At 60.6% G+C, this 12502-nt stretch carries 11 protein-coding genes; 6 read left to right on the top strand and 5 right to left on the bottom strand.

The window, feature by feature from the left end; all coding sequences use genetic code 11:
• The first annotated feature begins 129 nt into the window (after window positions 1-129).
• Together lnt and GGQ66_RS00585 are read left to right on the top strand one after the other, a co-directional pair.
• Complete coding sequence (gene lnt / locus GGQ66_RS00590) at window positions 130-1719, top strand: apolipoprotein N-acyltransferase (protein WP_183788351.1); 1590 nt, start codon at window positions 130-132, stop codon at window positions 1717-1719.
• 145 nt (window positions 1720-1864) lie between these two features.
• Complete coding sequence (locus GGQ66_RS00585; RefSeq protein ID WP_183788349.1) at window positions 1865-2284, top strand: helix-turn-helix domain-containing protein; 420 nt, start codon at window positions 1865-1867, stop codon at window positions 2282-2284.
• Window positions 2285-2377: 93 nt separating this feature from the next.
• Here the strand turns inward: GGQ66_RS00585 and GGQ66_RS00580 are convergent, their stop codons facing one another.
• Window positions 2378-3322, bottom strand: coding sequence for a nucleoside hydrolase (locus GGQ66_RS00580; RefSeq protein WP_183788347.1), 945 nt, complete (start codon window positions 3320-3322; stop codon window positions 2378-2380).
• A 179-nt stretch (window positions 3323-3501) separates the two neighbouring features.
• On the opposite strand from GGQ66_RS00580, the gene GGQ66_RS00575 reads away from it, so the two are divergent.
• Together GGQ66_RS00575 and GGQ66_RS00570 are read left to right on the top strand one after the other, a co-directional pair.
• Entirely contained in the window at window positions 3502-3918 is a 417-nt protein-coding gene (locus GGQ66_RS00575; protein ID WP_237358749.1) for an Hsp20 family protein, read from the top strand.
• A gap of 48 nt (window positions 3919-3966) precedes the next feature.
• A complete protein-coding gene (locus GGQ66_RS00570; RefSeq protein WP_183788342.1) occupies window positions 3967-4224 on the top strand; it encodes a BQ00720 family protein in 258 nt (85 codons plus the stop codon).
• A gap of 93 nt (window positions 4225-4317) precedes the next feature.
• Here GGQ66_RS00570 and trmB read toward each other — a convergent pair whose 3' ends face one another.
• The 4 genes from trmB to GGQ66_RS00550 all read right to left on the bottom strand — a co-directional run bounded on the left by trmB (window position 4318) and on the right by GGQ66_RS00550 (window position 10047).
• Window positions 4318-5019, bottom strand: coding sequence for a tRNA (guanosine(46)-N7)-methyltransferase TrmB (gene trmB / locus GGQ66_RS00565; RefSeq protein ID WP_183788340.1), 702 nt, complete (start codon window positions 5017-5019; stop codon window positions 4318-4320).
• Between the two features lie 23 nt (window positions 5020-5042).
• Window positions 5043-6284 carry a methionine adenosyltransferase gene (metK, locus tag GGQ66_RS00560; RefSeq protein ID WP_183788338.1) on the bottom strand — a complete coding sequence of 414 codons (1242 nt, stop codon included), beginning with the start codon at window positions 6282-6284 and terminating at the stop codon, window positions 5043-5045.
• 320 nt (window positions 6285-6604) lie between these two features.
• Window positions 6605-8974, bottom strand: coding sequence for a methyl-accepting chemotaxis protein (locus GGQ66_RS00555; RefSeq protein ID WP_183788336.1), 2370 nt, complete (start codon window positions 8972-8974; stop codon window positions 6605-6607).
• 185 nt (window positions 8975-9159) lie between these two features.
• A complete protein-coding gene (locus GGQ66_RS00550; RefSeq protein ID WP_183788334.1) occupies window positions 9160-10047 on the bottom strand; it encodes a ribokinase in 888 nt (295 codons plus the stop codon).
• Window positions 10048-10323: 276 nt separating this feature from the next.
• Here GGQ66_RS00550 and GGQ66_RS00545 point away from each other — a divergent pair, with 276 nt between their 5' ends.
• Window positions 10324-11838: a globin-coupled sensor protein gene (locus tag GGQ66_RS00545; RefSeq protein ID WP_183788331.1), complete on the top strand. Its 1515-nt coding sequence runs from the start codon at window positions 10324-10326 to the stop codon at window positions 11836-11838.
• Window positions 11839-11922: 84 nt separating this feature from the next.
• Window positions 11923-12435, top strand: coding sequence for a peptide deformylase (gene def, locus GGQ66_RS00540; RefSeq protein ID WP_183788329.1), 513 nt, complete (start codon window positions 11923-11925; stop codon window positions 12433-12435).
• Window positions 12436-12502: the final 67 nt, after the last annotated feature.

Below are 12502 nucleotides of genomic sequence, written 5' to 3'. Positions count from 1 at the left end.
TTGCATTTTTTTGCAAGACTGCGTGATGTGATTCGCTGCCCTGACGATGTGCAGGGCAGCGTCCTTGCGTGCGCATTCCGCCTTGCGGCTTGGCTGGGATGACGCCGGATTTTGCGGAAGGGAATGCGCTTGGAGCGGCTTGCTGGCAGGATCATGCTGTTGTGGGGGTGGCGGCCGATGGTGCTGGCCATCGCGGCGGGTGCGGTGGCGGCGCTCGCCATGCCGCCGCTCAATTTCATCGCCGCTCTTTTCGTGTCATTTCCCGTTCTGGTCTGGCTGCTGGATGGAACGGCGGGTAGCGCCAATCGCGGCGGGTTGCGCCGCTTCGCTTCTGCCTTCTTCCTTGGCTGGTGTTTCGGCTTTGGCTATTTCACCGCGGGTCTCTGGTGGCTCGGCAACGCACTTCTTCTCGAGGCCGATGAATTTGCCTGGGCATTGCCGTTGGCCACGCTGGGGCTGCCGGCTGTCCTGGCTGTCTATTACGGGTTTGCGGCCCTGGTCGCACGGCTTCTCTGGTCGGATGGGGCCGGGCGCATCGGGGCGCTTGCAGTCGGATTCGGGTTGGCGGAATGGTTACGCGCCTTCCTGCTGACCGGCTTTCCCTGGAATGCGATCGGCTACGGTTTCATGCCCATTCCGGTGATGATGCAACCTGTCGCGATCGTCGGGGTGCATGGCATGACGGTATTGGCAGTACTCGTCTGCGCCGCCCCCGCGCTCTTCGGCACGAAAAAGGGGTTGAAAACCGGGGTCGGTCTGGCTGCGGTCCTGTTGGCCGCGCAGTTCGGCTATGGGTTCTGGAGCCTTTCCCAGCCGGCGGCTGAGGGCGGCAAGCGCTTCAATGTCCGTCTGGTGCAGCCGGCCATCGACCAGTCGGAAAAGCTCGAAGGCGGCGACCGCGCGGCGATCTTCAAGGAGCATCTGCGCCTGTCCGCCCTGCCGCCGGCAGAGGGTTCTCCGCGTCCCGATATCATCGTCTGGCCGGAAACCTCGATCCCTTTCATCCTGACGGAGAATACCGATGCGCTCGCGGCCATCGCCGACACGCTGGACGATGGTCAGATCCTCGTGACGGGTGCGGTGCGTGTCGAGGCTGCCGCCGCAGGCTATCCGCCGCGGTATTACAATTCGGTCTATGTCATCGACAGCAGCGGACAGATCCTCGCTGCCTCCGACAAGGTGCATCTGACGCCGTTCGGCGAATATGTTCCGATGGAAGGCTTGTTGAGGGAGTTCGGCATCGACAACATGATTGCCCTGCCGGGCGGCTTCACGGCGGCCTCCCGGCGTTCGCTGCTGACCCTGCCCGACGGTACGGCGCTCTACCCGCTCATCTGCTACGAAATCATCTTTCCGGATGAGATGGAGGGTCTGGAAAAGGGTGCCAACGCCCTGCTGAATGTCACCAACGACGCCTGGTTTGGCCTCACGCCCGGTCCCTGGCAGCATTTCCAGCAGGCCCGGATCCGGGCTGTGGAAACCGGCCTTCCGCTGATTCGCGCGGCCAACAACGGCATTTCGGCTGTCGTTGACGAAAAAGGGAGAATTCTTGAGGGTTTAGCGCTTGGTGCTAAAGGAAAAGTCGATGCTACCGTGGATATGAAAGCCGGCCCGGGCCCGTTCTCAAAGTGGCGAAAATTTAACTTGTGGTTGATTATCCTGACAGTATTGTTTTATGCTGTTTTTATGCGGGAACGTTTTGTTTCTCTGAAGAATTGACCGAAAACCCCTAAAATTGCATAGTGCCGGAACTTTCTGGTGCTAGGCACGTTGATGCTTTGTTGTGGGGCGGGGCGACGATCTACGTCCGGTTGTGCGGCGGTGCTGCAAGTGTCCGAGTGTAAACAATAATCAGGACGACATGATGATTGAGAACAAGAAAAAGCCGAATCCGATCGATATCCATGTCGGTAGCAGGATCAGGCTTCGTCGCACGATGCTGGGTATGAGCCAGGAAAAGCTTGGCGAAAGTCTCGGCATTACCTTCCAGCAGATTCAGAAATATGAAAAGGGCACGAACCGTGTCGGCGCAAGCCGCCTTCAGAATATTTCCAGCATCCTGAACGTTCCGGTATCTTTCTTCTTCGAGGACGCCCCGGGTGAGACGCCGGCCCGCGCCGATGGCATGGCAGAAGCCGCCAGTTCCAATTATGTCGTTGATTTCCTGTCGTCAGCCGAAGGCCTGCAGTTGAACCGCGCCTTTGTGAAGATCAGCGATCCTAAGGTGCGCCGCCGCATCGTTGACCTGGTCAAGACGCTCGCCGAAGAGGGCGATGCCGAGTAATATCCGGTGATTTCAGCGGCCTCACGGTCGCTTGTGTTTGAAAGGTCGGAGCAGCGAGACGCCGCTCCGGCCTTTTGACGTTTTCTGGATTGATCACAGACGCGCGACCCGTTCCGTCAGCAGGTCGAAAAAGCCCTGATCGTCGGCAAACCGCATGACGGAAGCATTGGGTGCCCGTCCGGAAACGCCCCACCAGTCGACGACGGTCATGCCCAGGGTCAGTGGTGACTGGGTTTCGATCTCCACGTTGCAATCCCTGCCGGAAAACAATGACGGCCTGATAAGCCAGGCGATGACCGATGGGTCGTGCAGCGGGCCGCCGTCGCTGCCATATTTCTCCAGATCGAAGCGCTCGAAGAATTCGAGCATTTCCGCAAGGGCCACCGCAGGGCGCGTGCCGACGGCCTTGAGACGCGCCACCCGGTGTTCGAGGGTCAGAAGGCGGTGGGTGAGGTCAAGCGGCATCATGGTGATTGGTATGCCGGAGGCAAAGACCATTGCTGCCGCTTCCGGATCGACGTAGATGTTGAACTCGGCCGCAGGCGTGATGTTGCCCCCCTCGAAAAAGCCGCCGCCCATCATCACAAGGCGCTTTACGCGCGGCGCAATCTCCGGCGCCTTGCGCAGCGCCAGACCGATATTGGTCAATGGACCCAGTGTGCAGAGCGTTACCGTATCGGCGGGTTCGCGCAGGATCGTTTCGATGATGAAGTCCACTGCATGCTGCGGCTGGACGCCCATGGTCGGCTCTGCGAGTTCCGTGCCGTCCAGGCCGGTCTTGCCGTGAACGTGTTCGGCCGTAACCAGCGGCCGGGCGATAGGTGCCGATGCGCCCTCGTAAACCTTCATGTCGGGACGGCCCGCGAGTTCGCAGATGATTCGCACGTTGCGGCTCGTCAGCGCCAGGGGAACGTTCCCGGCGACAGCGCAAATGCCGACAACTTCAAGCTCCTCCGGACTGCCCAGCGCCAGCATGATGGCGGCAGCATCGTCCTGCCCCGGATCGGTATCGATGATGATCTTCTGTGGCACAGTCATGATGTCCTTCAGGTCGTCTTTTGGTGCCCGATAGGAATCCGTGACCCTGCCCATGTCAAGATGTCGCAGCCTGACCGGCCCAGCTTTTGTTCGTCTGTTCCTTGCAAGGGGACCCCTGTTCCGTATATTCACGATTGCTTATTGGTCCCAAAATGAGGCGGGAAATGACTGGAGATACAATGAGTCCGTTCTCGCATCCCCTGCTTGTCGGCTTTGACATGCTTGAGGAAACCTTGCGCCGGAACATGCGCGGCAATGACGGCTATCCGCCCTACAATATCGAGCGCCTGCGCCCGAAGGATACGAATGTCGACTATCTGCGTATCACACTGGCGGTTGCAGGCTTTTCGGAAGGCGAACTCGATGTCCTGACGGAAGAAAACCGTCTTATCGTGCGGGGAAGGCAGGCGGAGCGCCCGGAAGCGGAGTTCATCTATCGCGGCATCGCGGCGCGGCAGTTCCAGCGTATCTTTCTTCTGGCCGAAGGTATCGAGGTGCATGGTGCGGCCCTGCGCAACGGCCTTCTTTCGATCGACCTCATTCGTCCCGAACACGTCGTCGTAGTGCGGAAAATTAACATTTCCGTCCCAGACTGAGCATTGAGGCGAAAGCCGAGAATCCCTCTGTTTCACGGAGAAACAGCAATGCTCTTGAAAGAAGCCCACGCCCGTTTGACCCGTTCGCAACTGGCGCATCTGGGATCGGGTGAAGTTGCCTATGTGCGCAAGATGCGCTCGGAAGAAGTAACGCGATGCTTCCCCGAGGCACCGTCCATTGATCCGGAACTCGACCTCTGGGCGCTGTTTGGCGCGGATGGTACGCCGATCCTCCTGACCGACAACCGTTCCAGCACCTTCTTCAAGGCTGCGGAAGACGACCTCAAGACGGTCAGCCTGCACTGAGCAAACTCCCGCTTTCCTGATGGCTTGAACAGGAAAGCCCGCCGGTGGGCGGCGGGCCTGGGTTCACGACAGATTTTCGGCGTGGCCGGATCGTCAGACCCGGCGGAAGGTCAGGTAGGCGGATGAACGCCCTTCACGCTTGGCCTTGGCCTCATAGCGCGTGCCCGGCCATCCGGCATAGGGCGTCAACCAGTCGCTGGCATTGCGCGCCGTCCAGGCAAAGCCGCCATGCCGGCTGCAATGCTGTAACGTCCAGTTCACATAGGTATCGATGTCCGAGGCGAAGCAGAACACGCCGCCCGGTTTCAGCACGCGATGAAAACGCTCGAGATTGACCTGTGAAACGAAGCGACGCTTCCAGTGCTTGCGCTTCGGCCAGGGGTCCGCGTAGAGCAGGTCGATCTGGTCGATGGAGCCCGCGGGCAGCCAGTCGAGCAGAAATGTCGCATCGTCGTCAAAGACGCGGATATTGTTCAGGCCGAGATCGCGTACGCTGGCCAGAAGCTTGGCCATGGAATTGACGAAAGGCTCCACGCCGATGAAGCCGGTCGCCGGTTCTTCCTGTGCGCGGTGGGCGAGATGTTCGCCGCCGCCAAAGCCGATTTCCAGCCTGATACGCTCGACCGGATGGGGGAACAGCCCGGCCAGATCGGTAACGGGCGGCGATTTCGGATCGATGCGCAAGGCTGGCAGCAGATGTTCCATGACATCCACCTGCCGCTCGCGCAAAGCCTTGCCCTTGCGCCGACCGAAGAACGCTTCGGTCGCGCGGCTGCCTCGTATCTCTTCACTCACTGGCCGGTGTCCTCTTGGCTCATTCAGCCCTTGATCGCTTCCTTGAGCGGCTTGACGAGGTCAAGGCGTTCCCAGGAGAACGAGCCATCGCGGCCCGCCTTGCGACCGAAATGGCCATAGGCAGACGTCTTGGCATAGATCGGCTTGTTCAGTTCGAGGTGACGGCGGATGCCCGTTGGCGACAGGTCCATGACCTTGCGGATGGCGGCTTCCACCTGATCTTCCGTGACGCCCTTGCCCGTTCCGTGCAGGTCGACATAGATCGCCAGCGGCTGGGCAATGCCGATCGCATAGGCAATCTGGATCGTGCAGCGATCGGAAAGACCGGTGGCAACGACGTTCTTGGCGAGATAGCGTGCGGCATAGGCCGCTGAACGGTCTACCTTGGTGGTGTCCTTGCCGGAGAAGGCGCCGCCGCCATGGGGGGCTGCTCCGCCATAGGTATCGACGATGATCTTGCGGCCGGTCAGGCCGGCATCGCCATCGGGACCGCCGATCACGAACTTGCCCGTGGGGTTGATGTACCAGGCGCAGTCGTCTGCGATTTTCAGGTCACCCAGTGCCTCGCGGATGTAGGGTTCCACGACCGAGCGAACCTTGGCCGAATCCCAGCTTTCGTCGAGATGCTGGGTGGAGAGCACGATGGAGACGACTTCCGCCGGCTTGCCGTCCACATAGCGAACGGTTACCTGGCTCTTGGCGTCGGGACCAAGCTTGCCGGCCTCACCCTCGCCCTTTTTGCGGGCGGAGGCCAGAAGCTGGAGAATGCGGTGCGCGTAATAGATCGGCGCCGGCATCAGATCCGGGGTTTCGCGGCAGGCATAACCGAACATGATGCCCTGGTCGCCGGCACCCTCGGCATTGTCATGGTCGGCGGCCTTGTCGACACCCTGAGCAATATCGGCAGACTGGGAGTGCAGCAGCACGTCGATGCGTGCCGTCTTCCAGTGGAACCCGTCCTGCTCGTAGCCGATGTCGCGGATCGCCTTGCGGGCTGCGGTCTTGAACTTCGAGGGGTTGATGACGTCCCTGCCGTCCTTGTCCTTCTTCATTAGGCTCGGCGGCAGGCGCACTTCGCCGGCAATCACCACCCGGTTCGTCGTCGCCAGCGTTTCGCAGGCAATGCGAACCGACCAGGGATCGATGCCGGTCTTGGTGGCTTCGCGATAGACCAGATCAACGATCTCGTCGGAAATGCGGTCGCACACCTTGTCGGGATGACCCTCGGAGACGGACTCGCTGGTGAAGAGGTAGTTGGCACGCATTCGGGATTCCCCTCAAAGAAACGGTAAAAGGCTTCTATTCAGTTCGCAGTCGGAAAACAAGCGCACAAGGACATAAGCATATCTTTATGTCGTTCAGTGTTTCGGCGCAACTGCGGATCTGTCCGCAAGCCGGCCTAAAGCGCGTCGCGATCTTTCAGCTTCACGACCGCGCTTTAAAGCTTTGGTTTCTCGCAAGTCGTTGGCGCAAAACCGCTGCACACTTTTGCGCGACACGCTTTAGGGTCGGTGCCGCGGAAATTTGTATATGAAAAAGGCCGCCGGGCATGCCGGCGGCCTTCTTGTTCAACTGAATGCCGGGCTTAGAACTCTTCCCAGCTATCCGTGGCAGCGGCCGTTGCAGCCGCTGCGGCCCGGGCCGGCGCACGGACGGCAGGGCGCGGTGCGGGCGCTTCGACCCGTGCCGGGCGGGGCGAGGTGGCGGCGCGCATCGTCGCGGCCGTATCGCGGAGCGCCGCCGAGGCCGAGCCCTGACCCGTCGACATCTGGCCACCCGAGATGTGGAAGCGGCTGGCCAGCGTCCTCAGGCGTTCGGCCTCGTCCTTCAGCGTCATGGAGGCGGCCGTGGTTTCTTCCACCATGGCGGCATTGTGCTGCGTCACCTGATCCATCTGATTCATGGCCGCATTGACTTCCTTCAGGCCAACGGCCTGTTCGCTGGCCGACTGCGAGATTTCCTGAATGAGACCGCTGATCTGGAGAACCTGAGAGGCGATGCTTTGCAGTGCGGTGCCGGCCTTGCCGACGAGATCGACGCCATCGGCCACCTGCGTCGAGGAGGCGTTGATGAGGGCGCGGATTTCCTTGGCGGCTTCTGCCGAACGCTGCGCGAGCTGACGCACTTCCTGGGCGACGACCGCAAAACCCTTGCCGGCGTCACCGGCGCGGGCAGCTTCGACACCGGCGTTGAGGGCCAGCAGGTTGGTCTGGAAGGCAATCTCGTCGATCACGCCGATGATTTGGCCGATCTGGCTCGAAGAGCTTTCGATGGCGTGCATCGAAGTGATCGCGCGCTGGACGATTTCCCCCGACTTCTCCGCATCCGAACAGGTCATCGTGACGGACTTGGCGGCAGACTTGGCGTTTTCGGCGCTGGAGTTCACCTGCTCGGTGATCTCGTTGAGCGCAGCTGCGGTTTCCTCCAGGCTGGCAGCCTGCTGTTCGGTGCGCTGCGACAGGTTGGAAACGCTGACCGAAATCTCGCCCGTTCCACTGCCGATGCCGTGGATTGCGCTGTTGACGGTCATGATCGTCTCGTCAAGGCTGGCGATGGCCGAGTTGAAGTCACTGCGCAGCTTGGCATACTCGCCGGGGAAGTCCTCTGTGATGCGATAGGTAAGCTCGCCGCGCGACAGTGCGCTCAGGCCTTCGCCGACAATCCCCACGATGTGACGTTGCAGTTCGGCGGCACGGTTGCGATCCGTCTCCGAAAGCGAGCGCTGGTTCTCGGCGTCCTGGCGGTGGGCATTGGCTTCCTGCTCCAGACGGCGCGACTGCGACAGCGTATGACGGAAGCCTTCAAGGGCTTTCGCCACCGATCCGATTTCGTCGGCCCGGTTCTGCCCGCTCACCGGATGTTCGTAGTCACCGGCACCCAGCCGGCCGACATCGGCGACAAGACTGTTGATCGGGCGGCGGATGAAGGCGCCCACGGCGAGGTAAAGGGCCAGAATGACGGCGCCGAGAACGACAACCGCGCTGATCACCATCATCATGGTCTGCTGGTTCACGGATGCGCCGATAGCGGAATTCGGAACGTCGACCAGCACGGCCCAGGTTGTGGGCATGTCCGGCACCTGGAATGGCAGGATGACGCGCTGGTAGCCTTCATCGCTGCCGCTGGCTTCGGTCGCCTGGAAATCGACCGGTTTCATGGAGGCGATGGACTGTTTCAGAAGGTCGGCGTGTTCGCCGTCATATGCCTTCATCAGCCGCTCTGCGGTCGGCGCCACGAGCCACTTCCCGTCACCGGAAACCAGCATGACGCGGCCTGTCCCAAAGGGCTTGAGCTTGGCAAGGTGTTCCGATAGCGAAGCGAGCGACACATCGATGCCGCTGACGCCGATGAGCTTGCCGCCGGAGATCACCGGATAGGAAATCGACGTCATCAACGTCGGAACGTCCGTGTCCTGGGTCGTGTAGGGCGGCGTAACGGAGCCCTTCTTCGTCTGCTGGGAAACCTTGTACCATTCGGCCTGATAGTCCGCCGTAAAGGTGGTCAGCGTCAACTGCCCGTTGCGGTCCTTTGCCCAGTAGGGTGTGAAAGCACCGTCCTTGTTGGCGCCCAGCTTGTCGTCGCCCTTGATGTCCGAGCGACCGTCGAAGGCCTGCGGCTCTTCCATGAACCAGCTTCCGAAGGCGGACGGGTTCTGGTCGGTGCTGGCCTTGAGGATCTTGACCACGCCCGCTCTGTCCAGCATCTGCGCTTCATGCGTCTTGCCGATGATATCTGCCATGGAGCGCGCTGCGCTGATCAACTGACCGGTGCTCGCGCTCAGTTCGTTGGCGATCGAACTGGCTTCGGCTTCGGCGCGTTCCAGCGTCAGTTGCTGTACGCGGTCGCGTGTCTGGAGGATCAGGAACGAATTGGAGATCAGCATGACGCCGGCAATGGCGCAGCCGGTGGCAAGAATGAGCTTGCTGGCGAGTGACTTGAGACGGATTGGGGACATGGGTTCCTCGACAACCGGGAATTGCCGTTAAAGGGTTCTACAGCTTTTTTGGAAATGCCCCGTCATGGAGCGGCACGGAGCCTGCATGCTCCGCGTCGATACCCATAAACTATGACGTGAAATGTTAACCGCTTATGAAGTGCACGTCGCGGATTTAGCCCACGAAGACTATGTACCGGTCTCGCTCAGAGAGCAGTGTCGACGGCCTCGGCGCGTGGGATAGACGGTTGCGCGCCCGCAGCAAGGCAGGCCAGCGATCCCGCGACGGCGGCCCGGCGCAATGCTTGCGGCAAGGCGATGCCTGCATCGAGGCTGGCGGCCAGATAGCCCGAAAAGGTGTCGCCGGCTCCCACAGTGTCGACCGGCTTGATCGACAGCCCTTCAGCGCGCTGGATGGCGCCGTTGCTGGCCGCAGCCACGCCCTCGGCACCGAGCGTCACCACCAGGGTCTGGCCTGTCTTCGCATGGAGGGTCATGAGCGCGGTTTCATCGAAGGTCGCAACACCCGCCAGAAGCGCAAACTCGGTTTCGTTGGCGATGACGATATCAGCCAGGGCGGCAAGCCGGGCGGCGTCTGCCGTCAGCGGTGCTACGTTGAGCAGTGACCTAACGCCTTTTCCGCGGGCAAGATGCAGGGCCTTTTCCACCACCGCCGCCGGAATTTCGAGCTGAAGCATGAGAATATCTCCGGTGCCCGCCTTGCCAAGTGCCGCTTCGGCATCGGCCTCGGTCAGCGCACCGTTTGCACCCGGCACGACGACAATGGTATTTTCGCCGTCATCGGAAACGGTGATGATGGCGGTGCCGGTCGGTTCTTCTGTCTGGCGCACGCGGGAAAGATCGACACCGGCGTCGCGCAGCAGTTCGAGTGCGGGCGCGGCAAATGCATCCCGACCGGTTGCGCCGACCATCATCACCGACCGTCCGGCGCGGCAGGCCGCCAGCGCCTGATTGGCGCCCTTGCCGCCGGCCGCCATCGAAAAAGCGGTACCACCAATCGTCTCGCCCGGCTGCGGCAGGCGCGGCGCATTGGCGATGAGGTCGATATTGATGGAGCCGAGTACAATGATCACGTCGTTTTCTCCTCGATCGGGAACGGCGGGACAGTGCAGAAAAGACAAGGCCCTGTCAAACACCACTAAGGGTTTTGAGGGATGACTTCTGACAGCCGCAAATTAAGGCCCGATACATCGAACTCCCTGAGATTTAATAGTCAGTTCACCGTGTTTTGACATGGTTGTTAAGAGACGGCCGAGATTGATTCCTCGGCCGTTTGGCTTGCAGCAGCCGCGGTGTTTATCGGTAAGTGCTTGCTTTTTATTATTTTATTCGCAGGGAGTGAAATGTCGATGGCCGGTGAAGCTGAAAAAGCGTTAAGCGAGCGTCTCGACTTCATTGAATTCGATGCCAATACGCGTCAGACCCTGCGCGAGATACAACCGACGATCCGCGAACACATTGGCGGCACGCTCGAATACTTCTACAACAAGGTTTCCAAGGTTCCTGCGCTCAGCAGGTTCTTCCGTGACAAGACGCATATGAACGCGGCCAAGGGGCTGCAGGAAAAGCATTGGGAGCGGTTGGCAGGCGCTGAACTGGACATGGATTATGTTCGCAGCGTCACCATGATCGGCAAGACACATGCCCGCATCGGTCTCGAGCCGCAGTGGTATATCGGCGCCTATTCGCTCGTCGTCGCCGGCCTCGTGCACGCTGTCCTTGACAAGCACTGGCCTTTCTTCTTCGGCAAGCAGCATGCCCGGCGTCTCGCCGAGAAGATTGTGGCGATCGTCAAGGCTGCCAATATCGACATGGATTATTCCATTTCCACCTATATCGAAGCGCTGGAAACCGAGCGCAAGACGGCAGAAGCCGTACGGCTCAAGCTCGAAGCGGATCAGAAGCTCGCGCTCGATACGCTGCGCGCGGGTCTTGAAGCCCTAGCCAGCGGCGATTTCGAAACGCCGATGACCACCGACCTGCCGGAAAATTTCCAGGAAATGGCGGCCAACTATAATATGACGCTCGAAGGGTTGCGTCGGTCCTTTGCCGGCGTTCGCCAGACGTCCCGCGAAATCCTTGGTCGTGCGGATGCCATCGCTTCCGCCGTGGACGATCTTTCATTGCGCACCGCCCAGCAGGCGGCAGGCGTGGAAGAGAGTTCAGCCGCGCTCCAGCAGCTTTCCATCAGCGTCGGTCAAACGGCGCAGAGCGCCGAACAGGCTTCCAAGGTCGTACGCGACACGCAGACGGCGGCCCGAAACTCCGGCGTGGTTGTCACCAAGGCCGTTTCCGCCATGGCCGAGATCGAGAATTCGTCCTCCGAAGTCTACAAGATCATCGGCGTGATCGACGATATTGCCTTCCAGACCAACCTGCTGGCTTTGAATGCGGGTGTCGAGGCTGCGCGCGCCGGTGAAGCCGGCAAGGGTTTTGCGGTCGTTGCGCAGGAAGTGCGCCAGCTAGCCCAACGCTCGGCCGACGCTGCCAAGGAGATCAAGACCCTGATCGAGCAAAGCTCGACGCAGGTGCAGGAAGGTGTCGATCTCGTCAGTACGACCGGCCAGGCCCTGACCGGCATGATCGAACGGATCGACTCGATCAACCAGATCGTTACCGGCATTGCTTCCGCGGCCCGCGATCAGGCCATTGGCGTCAGTGAAGTCAATGTCGCGATCCGCAACATGGATACGATCACCCAGCAGAATGCCGCGATGGTCGAGAAAACATCTGGCGAAACGAATGGTCTGCGTGGACAGGTCGACCGGTTGGTGGACATGTTGCGCGACTTCAAGACCCGTGAACGGGTGCGTGATCCCAACGCCGTCGTATACAGCGAAGCCAGCCGTCGCTCGGCAGCCTGAGGGGGATCGGCCTGCCGCCAAAATTTTCATGCGCCGGGCGATCCTGATTATTCCCTCGTGCGGCAAGATGCGCTAAGGGACCCTATGACGATCAAACCCCTTATCATTCTTCCGGATCCGCTGCTGCGCGAGGTGTCGAAGCCCGTGGAGCGGATCGATTCCGACATTCTGACGCTGGCGGACGACATGCTCGCCACGATGTATGATGCTCCCGGCATCGGCCTTGCCGCCATTCAGGTGGCGGTGCCGCGCCGGATGCTGGTCATTGACGTTTCGCGCGAGGGTGAGGAAAAGCAGCCGCTCGTCGTCATCAATCCGGAAATCGTCGCCGCTTCTGACCAGCTTTCGGTCTATGAGGAAGGCTGCCTTTCGATCCCCGATTACTATGCCGAGGTGGAGCGTCCCGCCGAGGTCACCGTGCGCTTCCTCGATCGTGCCGGCAAGGAGCAGACGTTGAAGGCCGACGGGTTGCTGGCCACCTGCCTGCAGCACGAGATCGACCACCTGAACGGCGTGCTGTTCATCGATCATATCTCGCGTCTGAAGCGCGACATGGTGATCCGCAAGTTCACCAAGGCCTCCAAGGCGAAGGTCTGATTGTCGCGGCGCATCCTTTAAAGCACGTCGCGATCTTCAGGATTGGCGATCCGCGCTTTAAGTTGTT

This window comes from Allorhizobium borbori, assembly GCF_014196535.1.
In the GTDB taxonomy this organism is placed as follows: Bacteria; Pseudomonadota; Alphaproteobacteria; order Rhizobiales; family Rhizobiaceae; genus Ectorhizobium; species Ectorhizobium borbori.
This window is presented reverse-complemented; position numbering and strand designations above follow the sequence as displayed.

Coding starts and splice junctions, on each gene's coding strand:
- GGQ66_RS00585 (WP_183788349.1), top strand. CDS start 1,865: ATGATTGAGAACAAGAAAAAGCCGAATCCGATCGATATCCATGTCGGT.
- GGQ66_RS00580 (WP_183788347.1), bottom strand. CDS start 3,322: ATGACTGTGCCACAGAAGATCATCATCGATACCGATCCGGGGCAGGAC.
- GGQ66_RS00575 (WP_237358749.1), top strand. CDS start 3,502: ATGAGTCCGTTCTCGCATCCCCTGCTTGTCGGCTTTGACATGCTTGAG.
- GGQ66_RS00570 (WP_183788342.1), top strand. CDS start 3,967: ATGCTCTTGAAAGAAGCCCACGCCCGTTTGACCCGTTCGCAACTGGCG.
- metK (WP_183788338.1), bottom strand. CDS start 6,284: ATGCGTGCCAACTACCTCTTCACCAGCGAGTCCGTCTCCGAGGGTCAT.
- GGQ66_RS00555 (WP_183788336.1), bottom strand. CDS start 8,974: ATGTCCCCAATCCGTCTCAAGTCACTCGCCAGCAAGCTCATTCTTGCC.
- GGQ66_RS00545 (WP_183788331.1), top strand. CDS start 10,324: ATGGCCGGTGAAGCTGAAAAAGCGTTAAGCGAGCGTCTCGACTTCATT.
- def (WP_183788329.1), top strand. CDS start 11,923: ATGACGATCAAACCCCTTATCATTCTTCCGGATCCGCTGCTGCGCGAG.